This window comes from Kribbella sp. NPDC049584 (assembly GCF_040675555.1).
Classification (GTDB): Bacteria; Actinomycetota; Actinomycetes; order Propionibacteriales; family Kribbellaceae; genus Kribbella.
In genome coordinates, this window is the sequence record NZ_JBFAPF010000006.1 from 23911 (window position 1) to 40811 (window position 16901).

16 protein-coding genes are annotated in these 16901 nt (G+C 67.9%); 12 read left to right on the plus strand and 4 right to left on the minus strand.

Going from position 1 to position 16901, the window contains the following annotated elements; genetic code table 11:
- Complete coding sequence (locus AB0J62_RS21420) at positions 1-549, plus strand: hypothetical protein (protein WP_363873586.1); 549 nt, start codon at positions 1-3, stop codon at positions 547-549.
- A gap of 101 nt (positions 550-650) precedes the next feature.
- Here the strand turns inward: AB0J62_RS21420 and AB0J62_RS21425 are convergent, their stop codons facing one another.
- The 3 genes from AB0J62_RS21425 to AB0J62_RS21435 are packed head-to-tail and all read right to left on the minus strand — an operon-like array spanning position 651 to position 4500.
- The gene (locus tag AB0J62_RS21425; RefSeq protein WP_363873589.1) at positions 651-2042 is read right to left on the minus strand and encodes an ATP-binding protein; all 1392 of its coding nucleotides are present in this window, start codon (positions 2040-2042) and stop codon (positions 651-653) included.
- Positions 2042-3691 (minus strand): FAD-dependent oxidoreductase, encoded by a 1650-nt coding sequence (locus AB0J62_RS21430; RefSeq protein ID WP_363873592.1) that lies wholly within the window; start codon positions 3689-3691, stop codon positions 2042-2044. Before AB0J62_RS21430 ends, AB0J62_RS21425 begins: the two co-directional genes overlap by 1 nt.
- 50 nt (positions 3692-3741) lie before the next feature.
- Complete coding sequence (locus AB0J62_RS21435; RefSeq protein ID WP_134103668.1) at positions 3742-4500, minus strand: FadR/GntR family transcriptional regulator; 759 nt, start codon at positions 4498-4500, stop codon at positions 3742-3744.
- Between the two features lie 130 nt (positions 4501-4630).
- On the opposite strand from AB0J62_RS21435, the gene AB0J62_RS21440 reads away from it, so the two are divergent.
- The 11 genes from AB0J62_RS21440 to AB0J62_RS21490 all read left to right on the plus strand — a co-directional run bounded on the left by AB0J62_RS21440 (position 4631) and on the right by AB0J62_RS21490 (position 16225).
- On the plus strand, positions 4631-6151 hold the full coding sequence (locus AB0J62_RS21440) for an ABC transporter substrate-binding protein (RefSeq protein WP_363873596.1): 1521 nt from the start codon (positions 4631-4633) through the stop codon (positions 6149-6151).
- The gene (locus AB0J62_RS21445; protein WP_363873599.1) at positions 6148-7095 is read left to right on the plus strand and encodes an ABC transporter permease; all 948 of its coding nucleotides are present in this window, start codon (positions 6148-6150) and stop codon (positions 7093-7095) included. Before AB0J62_RS21440 ends, AB0J62_RS21445 begins: the two co-directional genes overlap by 4 nt.
- On the plus strand, positions 7092-7910 hold the full coding sequence (locus AB0J62_RS21450; RefSeq protein ID WP_363873602.1) for an ABC transporter permease: 819 nt from the start codon (positions 7092-7094) through the stop codon (positions 7908-7910). The genes AB0J62_RS21445 and AB0J62_RS21450 overlap by 4 nt, the downstream gene beginning before the upstream one ends.
- Positions 7907-8860: an ABC transporter ATP-binding protein gene (locus AB0J62_RS21455; RefSeq protein ID WP_363873605.1), complete on the plus strand. Its 954-nt coding sequence runs from the start codon at positions 7907-7909 to the stop codon at positions 8858-8860. The genes AB0J62_RS21450 and AB0J62_RS21455 overlap by 4 nt, the downstream gene beginning before the upstream one ends.
- Positions 8853-9722, plus strand: a complete 870-nt coding sequence (locus tag AB0J62_RS21460) for an ATP-binding cassette domain-containing protein (RefSeq protein WP_363873609.1) — start codon at positions 8853-8855, stop codon at positions 9720-9722. The genes AB0J62_RS21455 and AB0J62_RS21460 overlap by 8 nt, the downstream gene beginning before the upstream one ends.
- Positions 9719-11152, plus strand: coding sequence for an aldehyde dehydrogenase family protein (locus AB0J62_RS21465; RefSeq protein WP_363873613.1), 1434 nt, complete (start codon positions 9719-9721; stop codon positions 11150-11152). Before AB0J62_RS21460 ends, AB0J62_RS21465 begins: the two co-directional genes overlap by 4 nt.
- A gap of 12 nt (positions 11153-11164) precedes the next feature.
- Positions 11165-11926, plus strand: a complete 762-nt coding sequence (locus AB0J62_RS21470) for an SDR family oxidoreductase (RefSeq protein ID WP_363873616.1) — start codon at positions 11165-11167, stop codon at positions 11924-11926.
- Positions 11927-11936: 10 nt separating this feature from the next.
- The gene (locus tag AB0J62_RS21475; RefSeq protein WP_363873619.1) at positions 11937-13298 is read left to right on the plus strand and encodes an amidase; all 1362 of its coding nucleotides are present in this window, start codon (positions 11937-11939) and stop codon (positions 13296-13298) included.
- Positions 13299-13376: 78 nt separating this feature from the next.
- The gene (nuoH, locus tag AB0J62_RS21480; RefSeq protein ID WP_363873622.1) at positions 13377-14597 is read left to right on the plus strand and encodes an NADH-quinone oxidoreductase subunit NuoH; all 1221 of its coding nucleotides are present in this window, start codon (positions 13377-13379) and stop codon (positions 14595-14597) included.
- A 45-nt stretch (positions 14598-14642) separates the two neighbouring features.
- Positions 14643-15374: a TetR/AcrR family transcriptional regulator gene (locus AB0J62_RS21485; protein WP_363873625.1), complete on the plus strand. Its 732-nt coding sequence runs from the start codon at positions 14643-14645 to the stop codon at positions 15372-15374.
- A gap of 17 nt (positions 15375-15391) precedes the next feature.
- Positions 15392-16225, plus strand: coding sequence for a hypothetical protein (locus AB0J62_RS21490; protein ID WP_363873628.1), 834 nt, complete (start codon positions 15392-15394; stop codon positions 16223-16225).
- Here AB0J62_RS21490 and AB0J62_RS21495 read toward each other — a convergent pair.
- A complete protein-coding gene (locus tag AB0J62_RS21495; protein ID WP_363873631.1) occupies positions 16222-16872 on the minus strand; it encodes a hypothetical protein in 651 nt (216 codons plus the stop codon). The genes AB0J62_RS21490 and AB0J62_RS21495 overlap by 4 nt on opposite strands.
- Between the last annotated feature and the right edge of the window lie 29 nt (positions 16873-16901).

Here is a 16901-nt window from a genome sequence, read left to right on the forward strand (position 1 = left end):
ATGACGTACGACGTGGTGGTGCTCATCGAGCGGGAGATGAGCGAGGGCGACGCGCGCCGCGTTGCCGCCCTGTACGCAAGACACGAAGAAGCCGTTGAGTACCACCTGCTGGTCTCCAGTCATCCGGACAGCGGATTCGGCGGGCCGATGGCGTTGCTGGGATCGACGTTCGCGGACGTGGCCGGCATGACCGGCACCGCGGCCGTGATCGGCTCGGCGACCGCTCCGTCGGCGCGGGTCGGTCCGGTGGCCACCCCGAGCCGAACACCGACGGCCACCCTCGCGGATCCGGCCGTCGACCTCGCGTCGGTGATCGAACACAGCTCACGCCGCCTCCGGGCCGCGAGCGGTTACCAGGTCCACGTCTCCATCACCCACGGCGAGATCCTGCTGGCGCTGATGCAGATGGTGAAGACCACCGGTAGCAAGGAGGTCGTGGTGGTCGCCTGGCCCGAGACCGCGGCCCGGTTCGTCTGCTCCGACTGGTCGGCCAAGGCCCGCAAGCTCCTCAAGGTGCCGCGGGTCCGGATTCTCGAGCACGACACCTGAGGACCCGTCCCGAACGACAGGAGGTAGTAGTCATGCCGGAGCGGGCGGGCTCCACGGCGTGACGGCGCGCACCGCCACTACTTCCTGTCGTTCGGTTCGAATCAACCCGCCGGGCTGGGCTGTCGCGGCAACCGCACCTGCAGCGTGGTCTGACCGGGCTGCGACGCGATGGTGATCGTGCCGCCGTGATGTTCGGCGATGATGCGCTGGGCGATGTCGAGGCCCAGGCCGGTGCCCTTGCCGACGTCCTTGGTCGTGTAGAACGGCTCGAACGCCCGCGCCGCGACGTCCGTGGGCATGCCGTGACCGGTGTCGGTGAACTCGATCACGATCCGGTCGCCGTCGGTCCGCGTCATGATCCGCAACGTGCCGATGCCGTCCATCGCGTCGACCGCGTTGTCGATCAGGTTCGTCCACACCTGGTTGAGTTCGCCCGCGAAAGCGTCGATCCGCGGTACGTCGGCGCCGTACTCGCGGACCACCTCGACGCCGTCGCGCAATTTGTGCCCGAGCATCACCAGCGTGCTCTCGATGCCCTCGGTCACGTCGATGGTCTGGATCGAACCGCGGTCCATCTGCGAGTACGAGCGGACCGCCGCCACTAGTTCGGTGATCCGCCGCGTCGACTCCTTCACCTCACCGAGCAAAGTCGCCGCGGACAGCGTGCTGGCCACCCATTCCAGACCGGGCTCCAGCGCATCTCCCAGTACGTCGGCCGCGCGCTCGCACCACTCGGGGCCCGCGCCCGCGGCTGCCAACGGCGGCGCGATGAGCCAGTCCTGGGCGACACCGTGATCGCCGAGCCAGTCCGAGATCGTGTTCTCGTCATCGGCAAGATCGACCGGATCCGGTGCCGCGGAACCGGAGGCGAGCTCGAGCCGCAGCTCGTCCAGAGCACCGAACTGCACGGCCGTCACGTCGCCCTCGGCAAGTCGGCGCAGAGCCGACAGCAGCGTGACGCACGCAGTGTCGAGCGCGCTGACCGAACGGGCCGCAGCCGCCGCCGGGTTGTTGATCTCGTGCGCCAACCCGGCGGCCAACGTGCCGAGCGTGATGAGTGACTCCCGCTGTCGAGCCGTCGACTCGATCGCCCGCGCGGTCCCGTACACGCCCCTGATCAGATGCCCGGCGAGCGGGAACCACGCGTCGATCCGCTCCCGCAGCACATCGGTCGGCACCTGCAGCACCCGGCCCTCGGCGAGACCGCGGCCGCTGGCGAGGTAGACGCCGTGCTCGTCCCAGGCGCGGAACCCGCCGGCCCAGCGTCCCGGGACGTCCATCTTGCCCATCACGGTGTCCTCGCGGCCGATCTTGCGGTGCAGCGCGATCACGCCGTCGACCAGCACCCACCAGAAGTCCGCGGGCTCACCTTCGTGGAACAGGTCGGCGCCGAGCTCGATCGCGACCTCGGTGCTGCCGGCGATCAGCTCGTCCAGTTGCGCGTCGGTCAGCCCGGCGAAGAGCGGGATGCCTCGCAGCTCCTCGGCGCGCATCAGACGGTCGCCAGGTAGCGGTGGACGAGATAGATCGACATGGCGCCTTCGCCGACTGCGGAGGCCACCCGTTTCATCGAGTCCAGCCGGACGTCGCCCGCGGCGAACACCCCGGGCACGCTGGTCTCCAACGCGTACGGCGGTCTCGGCAACGCCCACCGATCGAAGGTCAGCACGTCCGGCCCGGTCACCACGAAGCCCTTCTCGTCGCGCACCACCGAGTCGCCGAGCCAATCGGTCCGCGGGATCGCTCCGACGAAGATGAACAACCAACTGGCCAACACCTCGTCGACGCGACCGGAGGCGCGGTCGGCCAGCGTCAGACCCTCGAGGTGACCGTCCCCGCGGCAGCCGACCACCTCGGTCCGGCACCGTACTTCGATGGTGGGCGCGTTGGTGATCTTGTCGATCAGGTACCGCGACATCGAGCTCTCGAGCGAATCGCCGCGGACGAGCAGCACGACCCGCTTGGCGTAGCGCGACAGGTTGAGGGCCGCTTGACCGGCGGAGTTCGCCGCGCCGACGATGAACACCTCGTCGTCCTGCACCTGGCTGGCCTCGCTGGCGGTCGCACCGTAGTACACGCCGCGGCCGGTGAGGTCGGCGAGGCCGTCGACGTCGAGGCTGCGGTACGAGACGCCGGTCGCGACGATCAGCGCGCGAGCCTCGATCTCACCGGATCCTTCGAGCAGTACGGCGTGCACGGGTCCGCGCGATTCCAGCCCGACGACCGAACGCGCGAGCACCATCTCCGCGCCGAAGCGGGAGGCTTGCGCGACCGCTCGCTGCGCGAGGTCCGAGCCGGTCAGGCCGCGCGGGAAACCGAGGTAGTTCTCGATCGCCGCGCTGAGACCGGCCTGGCCGCCGGGTGCTTCGCGCTCGATGATGACCGTGCTGAGGCCTTCGGACGCGGCGTACACCCCCGCGGCCAGGCCGGCGGGTCCGCCGCCGACGATGCAGACGTCGTACAGCGGCTGCTCGGCTCGCGTGCGCAGGCCGAGCGCCGACGCGAGGTCGAGAGTCGTGGGGGAGCGAAGGGTGTCGCTCTCCGGGATCAGGACGAGCGGGAGATCGTTGTCGGAGGCATCAGCGAGGTCCTTCAGGCGTCGGGCCTCCGGGTCGCGTTCGATGTCGTACCAGCGGTACGGCACATGGTTGCGGGCCAGGAACGTCTTGATGTCGTGCGACCGGTCCGACCAGCGGTTGCCGACGATGCGGACATCGGAGACGTGCTCGGGATTGGCGTGCTGCCAGTCGCCGAGCAGGTCGTCGACGACCGGGAACAGCTGATCCTCGGGCGGATCCCACGGCTTCAGCAGGTAGTAGTCGAGGCCGATGTCGTTGATGGCCCGGATCGCGACGTCGGTGTCGGCGTACGCGGTGAGCAGCAGGTACTTCGCGCTCGGTGCGTGCACGCGGGCGCGTTCGAGCAGCTCGATACCGGTCATGCCGGGCATCCGCTGGTCGGTGGCGATCATGGCGATCGGCTGGTTGCGCAGGGCCAGCTTCGTCAGCGCGGCCAGCGCCTGGTCGCCCGAGGTCGCGCGCACGACCAGGTAGTGGTCGCCGTACCGCCGGCGCAGGTCACGGGAGATCGCCGCCGAAACCATCGGGTCGTCGTCGACAGTCAGAATTGCAGGTTTGCTCACGCGGTGCCCCCCACCCATGAACCGATCCCGTCAGAATGCCACGGGATCGCTCAGTCCTCTACGAGCGCGCGCAAGGTTTCCTGCTCGGAGTCGGGCACGTACCCGCCGTAGTAGTCGTACATGTTCTGTCGGGCCAGGCGGGCGGCGGCGTGGCCGTTTCCGGTGCGGATCGCGTCGACGACGTCGGCGTGGTGGTGCAGGGACTCGAGCATCAGGGCGCGGCTGTTCGGCGCGTGGGCGATCTTGTCCGAGATCAGGCTGAGGACGACGCCGCGGACGACCTCGTTGCAGGTCTGGATCAGCGAGTTGCGGCTGATCCGCGCGATCAGTTCGTGGAAGGCGAGATCGGCCTGGCTGAATGCGTCGAAGTCGACGTCGATCGCGGCCCGCATCGCGACGAGCGTCTCCTCCAGTTCGTCGAGCTCTTCCGGCGTACGCAAGCGTGACGCGACCTGGATCGCGGCGCCGTCCATGATCATCCGGAACCCGATCAGCTCGCTCAGGGTCAGCTCGTCGACGCGGGCCAGGCGGACCATCTGCTTGCGCAGCGCGGACTGCGAGAACGGGAGGATCTCCGGACCGTTCGGGTCGCCGGGCCGCGACCGGACGACGCCGTTGCTCTCCAGCACTCGCAGCGCCTCGCGGACGGTCGACCGGCTGACTGCGAATTGCGCGACCAGCTCGCGCTCGCTCGGCAGCCGCTGGCCCGGGACGAGGTCGCCGCTGGCCAGCGCGTCCTCGACCTGTTCGACGATCCGTTCGTACGCGCGCACGGGTTGTACCGGCTGGAACTGTGGTCCTGTTGTCACCCGGCGCACCCCCTACTCGCTTGACAGGCACTTGAGCAGGGACAAATCTAGTGGCCCAGTATTACCTAGTCCACTGGTCAGACCAGTCACAGGTCGGACAGGATCAGTTACGGCCTCTGAAGGAGTTGGCGTGAAGTCGTCGTTTCGCATTCGGGCGGTCGTGTTCGTCGCCTCCGCGGCGGTGCTGGCCCTGACCGCCTGCTCGGCAGGCTCGAGTACCTCCGGCGGTGGGTCTGGCAGCTCGCCGGGCGGGGACCAGAAACTGTCGGTCGGTCTGGTCGCCGAGCCGGCCAGCCTGGACTTCACCACCACCGACGGTGCCGCGATCCCGCAGGCGCTGCTCGGCAACGTGTACGAGACGCTGGTCAAGCAGGACGACTCCGGCAAGATCGTGCCGTCGCTGGCGAAGTCGTGGACGGTCTCGCCGGACCGCAAGACCTACACGTTCGACCTGGTCGACAACGCGAAGTTCACCAACGGCAAGCAGTTCACCGCGAACGACGCGGTGTTCAGCATCAACCGGGTGAAGACCGCGTGGACGATCTCGCTGAAGGCCGCGATGGATGTCGTCGCGTCCGCGAAGGCGCTGTCGCCGACGCAGTTGCAGGTCACGCTGGCCAAGCCGAGCAACGACTGGCTGTTCCGGATGACCACCCGGATCGGCGCGATGTTCTCCGAGAGCGGTGTCAGCGCGCTGGCGACCGACCCGGTCGGCACCGGCCCGTTCAAGTTCTCGAAGTGGAACCGCGGCGACTCGATCGTCATGGTCCGCAACGACGACTACTGGGGCAGCAAGCCGTTCTTCCAGCAGATCACGCTGAAGTACTTCAAGGACGCGACCGCGCTCAACAACGCGCTGCTGACCAGCACGATCAACGTGATCGGCACGGTCCAGGCGCCGGAAGCGTTGAGCCAGTTCACCAGTAACGACAAGTACCAGGTGATCGAAGGGACGACGAACGGCGAGGTGCTGCTCTCGTTCAACAACTCGCGGCCGGTGTTCAAGGATCTCCGGACCCGCCAGGCGATCCGGATGGCGATCGACCACAAGGCGCTGCTCGATACGTGCTGGGCCGGTCGCGGCAAGCTGATCGGCAGCATGGTCCCGCCGACCGATCCGTGGTACGAGGACCTCACCGGCGTCGCGCCGTACGATCTGGCAAAGGCGAAGTCGTTGCTGCAGGCATCCGGTGCGGCCGGCAAGACGCTCCGGCTACGGTTGCCGACGTTGCCGTACGCGACGTCCTGCGGCCAGGTCGTGAAGAGCATGCTGGAGCAGGCCGGGCTGAAGGTGCAGATCGACCAGCTCGAGTTCCCGGCGGCCTGGCTGACCACGGTCTTCAAGAACGCCGACTACGACATGTCGATCATCGCGCACGTCGAGCCGCGCGACCTCGGCGCCGTCTTCAACGCGAAGTACTACACGCGGTACGACGATCCGACCTTGCAGGGCTATCTCGCCGCCGCGGACTCCGGTGACGAGGCCGCGCAGGTCGAGAACATGAAGAAGGCGGCGCGGCGGCTGTCCGAGCAGGCCGCGGGCGACTGGCTGTTCCTGCTGCCGAACCTGATCGTTGCGGACAAGAACATCAAGGGCCTGCCGACCAACGCCATCACCGAGAACTTCGATCTCTCCAAGCTCGCCCGATGATTCTTCGCCTGATCGAGCGCACCGGCGTGTTCTTGGTCAGTCTTGTGGTGAGCTCGGTGCTGGTGTTCGCGTTCATGGCGGTGCTGCCCGGCGACCCCGCTCGGGTCGCGCTCGGCGTGAACGCATCCGACCAAGCGGTGGCCGAGCTCCGGCAGCAGTTCGGGCTCGACCGTCCGCTGCCGACGCAGTACTTCGACTGGCTCGGCGGATTGCTTCACGGCGACCTCGGCACGTCGTACGTGTCGAAGGTGGCGATCGGGCCGCAGGTGTTCGACCGCCTGCAGGTGACGCTGTGGCTGGTCGTCGCCGGCATGATCATCGCGCTGGTGGTTGCTGTGCCGGCCGGCACGGTGATGGCCGCGCGGCATCGCAAGCTGTCCGGCCTCGCGCTCTCCGCGGTGTCCCAGGTCGGCGTCGCCGTACCGGCGTTCCTCGCCGGGATCCTGCTGATCGTCGTGTTCGCGGTCAAGCTCGGCTGGCTGCCCGCGAACGGCTGGACCCCGCCCGCACAAGACCCCGGGATGTTCCTCAAGCAGCTGATCCTCCCGGCCCTCTCGCTCGGCCTGGTCCAAGGGGCAGTCCTCACCCGCTACGTCCGCAGCGCGGTCCTCGACGTTCTCCGCGAGGACTACTTGCGGACGGCACGTGCGAAGGGGCTGCAGCCGTTCCAAGCGTTGTGGCGACATGGGTTGCGCAACGCAGCCGTGCCAGTGGTGACCGTGCTCGGCCTCCAACTGGCGACGTTGTTGATCGGCGCGGTCGTCGTCGAGCGCGTCTTCGTCATCCCCGGTCTGGGCAGCCTCCTCCTGGACGGCGTCTCGAACCGCGATCTTCTCCTCGTCCAGGACGTCGTGATGGTCCTGGTCCTGGCCGTCCTGCTGGTCAACTTCATCGTCGACGTCTTGTACGTCGCCCTCGACCCGCGACTGAGGACGGCGTCATGAAGCGACTGAACCCGAGCCTCATCGCCGGCGGCGTGATCGTCGCCGTCATCGTCCTGATGGCGCTCGTTTCCTTCGTCTGGACTCCGTACGACGCCACGCTCGTCACGCCCACCTCCCGGCTGCTGAAGCCGTCGTGGTCGCACTGGTTCGGGACCGACAAGTTCGGGCGGGACGTGCTCAGCCAGATCATGGTCGGCTCGCGGACGACGCTGTTCGTCGGCGTGGTAGCGGTCGGCGTCGCCGCGGTGATCGGCGTACCGCTCGGGATCCTGGCGGCGATGGTACGACGGTGGCCGAGCGAGGCCATCATGCGCGCCAACGACCTGCTGCTCGCGTTCCCGGCGTTGCTGTTGGCAATCATGTTCGGCGCGGTGTTCGGGGCGAGCACGCTGACAGCGATGATTGCCATCGGCATCGCTTCGGTGCCGAGCTTCGCCCGGGTGATCCGCAGCGGTGCGCTACAGGTCATGCGGACGGAGTACGTGCTGGCGGCCCGCGCCGCGGGACGACGGCCCTGGCCGATCGCTGTCCGGCACGTCCTGCCGAACGTGACCAGCCTGATCACCGTGCAGGCCTCGGTGTCGTTCGCCATCGCAGTACTCGCGGAGGCGGCGCTCTCGTTCCTTGGGTACGGCACGCCACCTCCGACACCGTCGTGGGGCCGGATGCTGCAGGAGAGCCAGGAGTTCCTGTTCAGCGCACCACGGCTGGCGATCTTCCCCGGTATCGCGATCGCCATCGCCGTCCTCGGCTTCAACCTCCTCGGCGACGGCCTACGCGACCGCTTCGACCCGAAACTGGAGGACCGCCGATGAGCGATGTACTGACGGTCCGCGGGTTGTCCGTCAAAGTTCGCGACACGGAGCTGGTCTCCGACGTCGATCTGACGGTCGGCGCGGGGGAGCGGGTCGGGCTGATCGGCGAGTCGGGGTCGGGCAAGTCGTTGACCGCGTTGAGTGTGATCGGCCTCCTTCCCGAGGACGTGTATGCCGGCGGCTCGGTCCGCCTCGACGGTGTCGACCATGAGCTGATCGGCGCCGACGAACGCCGCATGTCGCAGGTCCGCGGCCGTGACATCGCGATGGTCTTCCAGGAGCCGATGACCGCGCTCAACCCGACCATGCGGATCGGTGACCAGCTGGCCGAGGCGGTGCTGATCCACCGGACCAAGCCGAAATCGGCGGCGCGTGCCGCCGCGGCCGAGCTCCTCGAACGCGTGCAGCTCCCGACCGACACCCTGCGTGCGTACCCGCACCAACTCTCCGGCGGCCAACGGCAGCGAGTCGTCCTGGCGCTTGCCCTGGCCAACGATCCGTCACTCCTGATCTGCGACGAGCCGACCACCGCGCTTGACGTCACCGTCCAGGCTCTGGTCCTCGACCTGATCGTGCGCGGCGTCATGGACCGCTCGTCCGCACTCCTCTTCATCACCCACGACCTGGCTGTCGTCGCGACAGTCTGCGAACGAGTGCTGGTCATGTACGGCGGACGCGTCGTCGAATCCGGCCCGGTCAGAGACGTGTTCACGCGTCCACGCCACCGCTACACCGAGGGCCTGCTCGCGGCGTCAGACCTCGACACCACGTCCCGTCGACTCACCACGATCCCCGGCAACGTGCCACCCGCGGGCAAGTTCCCGTCCGGTTGCGTCTTCCGCACCCGCTGCGCCTACGCAACAGCCCTCTGCGAAGAATCTCCGCCATGGTCAGGTGACGAGCTGGAGGGCTTCGCCTGCCATCATCCGGCGGGGGTGGCCGATGTCTGAGCACCTCCCGACGACGCACGAGCTCGAGACGCCGACCGCCATCCAGGTCGTCGATCTCGTCCGCGACTACCCGCGGCCGCGGACCTCGTTGTTCCAGCCGGCTCCGGTCGTGCATGCGTTGCGTGGCGTGAGCCTGGAAGTCAAGCAGGGCGAGCGGTTCGGCATCGTCGGCGAGTCCGGCTGCGGCAAGTCCACGCTGCTGCGCATCATCGCGGCACTCGACCGCGCGACGTCCGGCAACGTGATTGTCGAAGGCACCGATATCACCCGGCTGTCCGATCGCCGGCTGCGCTTCCTCCGCGAGAATCTGCAACTCGTCTTCCAGGACCCGATGAGTTCGCTCGACCCGCGGATGCGCGTCCGCGACATCATCGCCGAGCCGCTCGTCGTCCAAGGCCATCCGGCGTCGGGCGAACGCGTCCGCGAGCTGCTCGAGGCCGTCGGCCTGTCCGCGGATGCAGGCGATCGGTACCCGCACCAGTTCTCCGGCGGCCAGCGTCAGCGCATCTCGATCGCGCGTGCGCTCGCGCCTCGTCCGCGCATCCTGATCGCGGATGAGCCGGTCAGCGCACTCGACGTATCGGTCCGTGCCCAGGTCCTCAACCTGATCTCCGATCTGGTCGACGAGCTCAACCTGACGCTGGTGTTCGTCTCGCACGACCTGTCCGTGATCAAGCACGTCTGCGACCGCGTGGCCGTCATGAACGCCGGCCAGATCGTCGAGACCGGTTACACCGGCGACGTGTACGCCGCCCCGCAGCACCCGTACACGCAACGCCTGGTCTCGGCCATCCCCACCCTTCAGCGCGCCCTCTCCGGGGCGACGACGTCCGACCTGCTCGCGAAGGGAGATCCAGCGTGAAGTTCCCAGCCGGCCTGCCGATCGGTGAGGCCTGGATCGAGACGCCGGCCACGGCTCCGGTGATCTTCCCGTACGACGGTTCGACGGTGGCGGACGCGCCGGTCGGTGATGTCGAGCTGGCGCGGACTGCGCTGGACAACGCTCTGTCCGTCCGCGAGACGGTGGGCCGGCTTCCGTCGTACCTGCGCCGGAAAGTTCTGCAGAGCGTGCATTCCGCGGTTCTTGCCGCGCGCAACGAGTTCGTGGATCTGCTGGTGCTCGAGACCGGGAAGCCGCTCGTCGACTGCCGGGTGGAGATCGATCGGACACTGCTCACCCTGGAGACGTCAGCCGAGGAGGTCGCCCGGCTGCATGGCGAGACGGTGCCGCTCGATCTGCTGCCGAGTGGTGAAGGGCTGCAAGGGTTCTGGGTGCGTAAACCGATCGGCGTGGTCGTCGGGATCACCGGGTTCAACTACCCGCTGTTGCTCGCGGCACACAAGATCGCGCCGGCCTTCGCCGCGGGCTGCCCGATCATCGTGAAGCCCGCGCCGCAGACGCCGCTCGCCACGCTGTGGCTGGTCCATCACATGCGCTCAGCTCTCGCGGACGCCGGAGCGCCGGAGAGCGCCGTTCAATTGGTGACCGGCGGCGCCGATGTCGGCGCGACGCTCACCACCGACGGTCGCATTGGTGCCGTCTCGTTCACGGGATCCGCCGCGGTCGGTCACCGCATCGCACGTGATGCAGCTCCGACCAAAGTCCTGCTCGAACTAGGCTCCAACTCGGCGCTGGTCGTTGCCGAGGACGCCGATCTCGACGCGGCCGTCGATGCGATCGTGCGTGGTGGGTACTACGCGTCCGGCCAGGCGTGCATCTCCGTCCAACGCGTGATCGCGGTCGAGTCCGTTCGCCAAGCATTGTTGGAGAAACTCGGTGCTCGCCTCCCGACTGTCGTGGTCGGGGACCCGCGCGATCCGGACACGCGGGTGTCCGCGCTGATCAATCCCGCGTCCACCGATCGGGTCCGCGAGTGGGTCGGCGATGCGGTCCACGCGGGCGGGTCGATCGCGTATGACGCGCCCGGCGACGTACTCGGGCCGATCGTGCTGACCGACGTACCCGACGGTCTGCCCGCTTGGGACGAGGAAATCTTCGGACCGGTCATCGCGGTGCGGTCGGTGCCGGATATCGACAGCGCGCTGCGGGCAGTGAACGAGACCCGGTACGGCCTGCACGCGAGTGTCTTCACGTCGTCGCTGGACACCGCGTTCGCCGCTATCGACCGGCTCGAGGTCGGGGGAGTGGTGATCAACGACGTCCCCGGGTTCCGCTCCGATGTCATGCCGTACGGCGGCGTGAAGGACTCGGGCACCGGCCGCGAGGGACCGCGCTTCGCGATCGAGGAACTGACCACAACCCGCATGGCGATCATCCGCCCGCGCCCGTGAGAGGTGACCCGCATGGAGTACGCGAATCTGTTCCGGCTTGACGGCAAGCACGCGCTGGTGATCGGCGCGGGGAGTGGGATCGGGCGCGAGAGCGCATTGGCGTTGGCTGCGCACGGCGCGCAGGTCACGTGTGCGGACCGGGACGTCGCGGCGGCTCGCGAGACGGCGGGAAACGCGCTCACGGCGTACGAACTGGATGTTCTGGACGACGCGGCGATCACGCTGGCGGTTGATGAGTTGGATCCCGTGGACGTGCTGGTGTTCACGGCGGCGACCAATGTGCGGAAGCGGATCCTCGACTACAGCGGCGAGGAGTTCGACCGGGTCGTGTCGCTGAACCTGCGGGCGTCGTTCCAGTTGATCCGCGCGTTCGGCAGGGGGATGGCGGAGCGGGGGAGCGGCAGCATCATCGGATTCAGCTCGATCCGCGGGACGACGGTCGAGCCGGGGCAATCGGTGTATGCGGCAACCAAAGCCGGCCTCGTGCAGTTGTTGCGTACGGCGGCGGCCGAGCTCGGGCCGTCCGGCGTACGGGCTAACGCGATCGCACCCGGCGTCGTCGAGACCCCGCTCACCGCCCAGATCAAGGCCGATCCGGGCTGGTACGACGCGTATGCGCAGAAGGGCGCACTCGGTCGGTGGGCCCAACCGAGCGAGCTCGCCGGCGCTGTGGTCTATCTCGCATCAGACGCCGCGAGCTTCGTGACCGGGAGCGTACTCGCGGTCGACGGCGGCTGGACCGCGGTCGACGGCCGCTTCGACCCACCGAACTGAGGAGGCCTGGATGAATCTCGCCGACCTGACTGCCGTTGAACTGCTGGCGAAATACCGCGACGGCTCGGTGTCACCCGTCGAGGTGATCGACGACGTGCTGGCGCGCGTGGAGCAGTTCGAACCTCGGATCTCTGCCCTCTATGCCCTAGATCCTGCGGGCGCGCGGGCGGCCGCTCATGAATCGGAGCGCCGCTGGCGGGACGGCTCGGCGGGCGCGCTGGACGGCGTACCGGTCACGGTGAAGGAGAACATCGCGACCCGGGGTACGCCGGTACCGCAGGGGACCGCGGCGACAGAGCTGATCCCGGCTGCGGAGGACGCGCCGGCTGCGGCGCGGTTGCGGGACGCCGGAGCGGTGATCTTCAGCAAGACCACGATGCCGGAGTACGGGATGCTCTCGTCCGGGGTGTCGACGTTCCATCACCTGACCCGCAATCCGTGGGATGTCACGAAGACGGCGGGTGGGTCGAGCGCAGGTGCCGCGGCGGCCGCGGCGGCCGGCTATGGTCCGATCCACCTCGGGACCGACATCGGCGGCTCGATCCGGTTGCCGGCGGGCTGGTGCGGGCTGGTCGGCATCAAGCCCACACACGGGCGGGTCGCAGTCGGGAATCCCTACCCTGGAAGGGCGATCGGCCCACTCACCCGTACGGCGGCCGACGCGGCGCTGGCGTTGTCGGTGATCTCGGGGTACGACCCGCGGGACTACACGTCACTGCCGGCCGGCCCGGACCGCAACGAGATCACGATCGACGGTCTCCGCGTCGCTTTGTTGCTGGACGCCGGCGTGGGCCTGCCCGTCGATCCTGAGGTCGCGGCGGCGGTCTCGTCGACCGCGAGTCAGCTCGAGAAGGCCGGCGCTCTGGTCGAGCCGATCGCCCCGATCATCACCCGCGAGATGCTCGACGGGCTGGATCGCTTCTGGCGGATCCGCTCGGCCGCGGACATCGCGGCGCTGCCCGAGGAGCGGCGGGCGAAGGTCCTCCCGCAGATCCGGGAATGGGTGTCGACCGCGGGCGATCTGTCCGGATTCGACGTCTTCCACGGCTACAGCCAGATGGGTGCGATGGCGGCTGCGGTCGGGCGGGTGTTCACGACGTACGACGTGATCCTTTCGCCGGTCGCGCCGATCACCGCGTTCGCCGCGGAGCTCGCGTATCCGACCGACGACCCGTCCAAGCCGTTCGAACACATCGCCTTCACCGTCCCCTACAACATGTCGCACCACCCGGCCACCACCGTCAACGCCGGCTGGTCCTCGTCGGGCCTCCCCATCGGCGCTCAGTTGGCGGTGCCACACCACCAGGACCTGACCGCGCTGGCCTTGGCCGCTCACCTCGAGAACCACCAGCGGGACTGGCCGACGGGCTGACCGTCCACCTTGCGACTCGACCTCCTTAACTGATACACCGTATCTGTTAAGGGAGTCGAGTGGACGAGGTGATGTCTCATGCCCGGGCTGACGCAGTTCGGCCACGACGCCTGGTGGCTCATGCTGTTGAAGGCAGTGCTGATCTTCGTGATCCTGATGCTGCTGACGCTCTTCAACATCTGGGCGGAGCGCCGGGTGGTCGCCCGGATGCAGCAGCGCATCGGCCCCAGTGTCAACGGTCCGTTCGGCCTGCTGCAGTCACTGGCCGACGGCATGAAGCTGATCCTGAAAGAGGACCTGATCCCGAAGACGGCCGACAAGCTGATCTTCCTGTGCGCGCCGCTCATCGTCGTGGTTCCGGCGTTCCTGACCTGGTCGGTGATCCCGTTCGGGCCGACGGTGCGGCTGCCGTGGAGCGATATCCATACACCGTTGCAGCTGACCGACATGCCGGTCGGGGTGATCTTCGTGCTCGCGATGGCGTCGGTCGGCATCTATGGGATCGTGCTGGGCGGCTGGTCGTCCGGGTCGACGTACTCACTGCTCGGCGGGCTGCGTTCGAGCGCCCAGATGATCTCGTACGAGGTCTCGATGGGGCTCTCGTTCGTCGCCGTGTTCCTGTACGCCGGATCGATGTCGACCTCGCAGATCGTCGCGGCGCAGGATCGGATCTGGTACGGGCTGATCCTCGCGCCGTCGTTCGTGGTCTACGTGATCTCGATGGTCGGCGAGACCAATCGCGCGCCGTTCGACCTGCCCGAGGCCGAGGGGGAGTTGGTCGGTGGATTCCACACCGAGTACTCGGGGGCGAAGTTCATGCTGTTCTTCCTCGCGGAGTACGTGAACATGGGGACGGTGTCGGCGCTGGCGACCACGCTGTTCCTCGGTGGCTGGCACGCGCCCTGGCCGATCAGTTTCTGGGACCGCGCCAACAGCGGCTACTGGCCGGTCCTGTGGTTCATGGGCAAGGTGCTGTTCTTCATCTTCGTGTTCATCTGGCTGCGGGGATCGTTGCCGCGGCTGCGGTACGACCAGTTCATGCACTTCGGCTGGACGCGGCTGATGCCGTTGTCGTTGCTGTGGATCCTTGCGGTCGCGACGGCTCGCACGATCGACCTGCGCGCGGGCATGGAGCGGCAGTGGCTGTTCGCGGCGATCGCGGTGTGCCTGGTCGTGATCGGCATCCTGTTCTTCGTCGCCGAGAAGAAGCAGTCGGACGTCGCGGGCGAGCCGGATGCCGCGGAGTTCGATGCCTTCGCCGGCGGATACCCGGTGCCGCCGCCGGTCAAGGTCCCGTGACCGGGTGGCTCGATGTCGGCGTACCGGAGTCGTACGATGCCCGACATGGCGCTTTCCTCGTCGCCCGACGACAATTCCCAGCCCGTGGGACCGGTCTGGGCGCGGAACGATCGCCAGCCGCGGCGCCGGACGCTCACCCGGGAGTCCATCGTGCAGGCGGCGATCTCGATCGCGGACCGGGACGGACTGGACGCCGTCTCGATCCGTAGCGTCGCGGCCGGGCTGGGTGTCAGGCCGATGAGTTTGTACGGTCACGTGTCGAGCAAGGACGACCTGCTCGACCTGATGTTCGACCAGCTCGCCGGGGAGAGCGTGCTCGGTGCGGACCTGCCCGATGATTGGCGGAGTGCGCTCGAGGCGATCGCCCGGCGTACCAGGGACCAAGGGTTGGCGCACCCGTGGTCGATCGAATTGCTGGTCGACCGCATCCAGCTCGGACCGAACACCCTCCGCGTGCTCGACGAGTGGATCCGCGCGTTGGCACCGCTGTCGATCACCGCGGACGAGGCCTGGAGCATCGCGACAGCCGTCAACGACTACACCGTCGGCTACGTCACCCGCATCTCCGCCCAGCGCCGCGCCGTACCGACGGACCCGAATGCCGCCGGGGAGTGGACGACGACCGTCAACAACTACCTGACCGAACGCGCCGAGAGCGGTGACCACCCGCACATCGCCCCGCTCCTGCGCGAGGGTTTCGCCGCCCAGCCCGACAGCTTCGAACCGGGCCTGGCCTGGCTCCTCGACACCATCGAACAAAGGCATGCCCCGAACTAACCGCTGATGGAGTAGGTATGGACGACTCCGGAATGATCGCGCACTGCTACCGCATGCTCGGCTCCATCACGGAAGCCGTCTCGATCGCGGACGGAGTATCCAACTACGGGGATGCCACTCTCGCCTGCCTCACCCACGCCGGGACGCGTCCGCTGCCGTCGGACCTGGCCGCTTCCAGCGCGCATCCGGAGGGCCCACTGTCGGAGAGCTCGGAGGTCCTCTGGCTCGAGCCGATTCCCGAGCATCTCATGGACGGCCGCCCGATCGACCTCGGCCTGATCGCCGCCCTCCAGCGCATCCCACCGCGCGAGCGGGCCGCCACGATCCTCCACGACATCGAGGGCTGGCCCGCTGCTCGCATCACGACCCTGCTTGGCGACGTACGGCCGGTGCCGGTCGTCGCGGCGCCGACCGTCGTCCCCGACGAAGCTCTGCTGACCCGGTATCGCGCGGCGTTCGAGCAGTACGACGTACCCGCGATCGTCGCGCTCTTCACCGACGACGCGATCTGGGAGATGCCGCCGTTCACGTCGTGGTTCCGCGGCGCCCGCGACATCGGCCGCCTCATCTCCACCCACTGCCCGGCCGAGCGCCCCGGCGACCAATACCTCGTCCCGCTGAAGGCCAACGGCCTACCCGCGTTCGCCGTCTACATGCGGGACCCCCGCGACAACATCCACCGCGCCTTCCAGATCCAGGTCCTCACCCTCACCGCCACCGCGATCGTCCACGCGGTCGCCTTCTTCGACCTGTCCCTCTTCCAAACCTTCCACCTACCAGACCTACTCCAAGGCCTCCCACCCAACCTCTACGACGGCACCCTCAAACCCCACATAGAACGCCGCCACTAACCAACAACATCAAGCCGAGCGACCGCGGTGTTGACGAACCGGACAAACGCGGCGTCAGTCGGGAAGGTCTCGCTTCCGGCTCGTAGTGTCAGCAGAGTGCCGCCTCTGGCCACGTACGCGCGGTAGCTCTCGGAGGTCAGTTTCCGATCCTTCGGGTCCCCGAATCGGATTGCGATGCCATCCCGCAAACCGGGCACCGGCAGTTGGCGTGCGAACGACTTGAACGTCTCGCCTTCCAGCGCTCCGCCAAAGGTCGCACAGCGCGGCAGCACGGCGACGATGTTCCGAACCAGCGGAAGCTGCGAAGCCGGCCACGACGCGATCACCTCGGTCACGACCTTGTCGTCGCTCGGGCTGTCGGCCCGCAGAAAGTACTGTCCCCGAATGGTCGTGCTGGGTGTCTCCCGATCACGCAGCGGGTCGCGCAGCAGCTGACAGTCGGCCGGATCGTAGGTGATCGGCAGCCCAAGCGTCGGCGTCCGATCCGGCGCCACCCCACCTTCCCACCCCTTCGGCAGGTCGGCGACGGTCAGTGCCGCTTTGGACGCCTGTGCCACTGTCAGCGGAACGACGGTCGGTGAGCTCGGCGTAGGGGTGGTGTCGTCCGCCTGGTGCGCGCACGCGCTCAACAACAGCACGCCGACCACTGCGAACCGGCGTACCACAAGTGAGATTG

Bases quoted from the DNA above. Each gene is read 5' to 3' on its own strand.
- AB0J62_RS21460 (WP_363873609.1), top strand. From the start codon at position 8,853: ATGTCTGAGCACCTCCCGACGACGCACGAGCTCGAGACGCCGACCGCC.
- nuoH (WP_363873622.1), top strand. From the start codon at position 13,377: ATGCCCGGGCTGACGCAGTTCGGCCACGACGCCTGGTGGCTCATGCTG.
- AB0J62_RS21490 (WP_363873628.1), top strand. From the start codon at position 15,392: ATGGACGACTCCGGAATGATCGCGCACTGCTACCGCATGCTCGGCTCC.
- AB0J62_RS21425 (WP_363873589.1), bottom strand. From the start codon at position 2,042: ATGCGCGCCGAGGAGCTGCGAGGCATCCCGCTCTTCGCCGGGCTGACC.
- AB0J62_RS21455 (WP_363873605.1), top strand. From the start codon at position 7,907: ATGAGCGATGTACTGACGGTCCGCGGGTTGTCCGTCAAAGTTCGCGAC.
- AB0J62_RS21445 (WP_363873599.1), top strand. From the start codon at position 6,148: ATGATTCTTCGCCTGATCGAGCGCACCGGCGTGTTCTTGGTCAGTCTT.
- AB0J62_RS21470 (WP_363873616.1), top strand. From the start codon at position 11,165: ATGGAGTACGCGAATCTGTTCCGGCTTGACGGCAAGCACGCGCTGGTG.
- AB0J62_RS21450 (WP_363873602.1), top strand. From the start codon at position 7,092: ATGAAGCGACTGAACCCGAGCCTCATCGCCGGCGGCGTGATCGTCGCC.
- AB0J62_RS21420 (WP_363873586.1), top strand. From the start codon at position 1: ATGACGTACGACGTGGTGGTGCTCATCGAGCGGGAGATGAGCGAGGGC.
- AB0J62_RS21485 (WP_363873625.1), top strand. From the start codon at position 14,643: ATGGCGCTTTCCTCGTCGCCCGACGACAATTCCCAGCCCGTGGGACCG.
- AB0J62_RS21475 (WP_363873619.1), top strand. From the start codon at position 11,937: ATGAATCTCGCCGACCTGACTGCCGTTGAACTGCTGGCGAAATACCGC.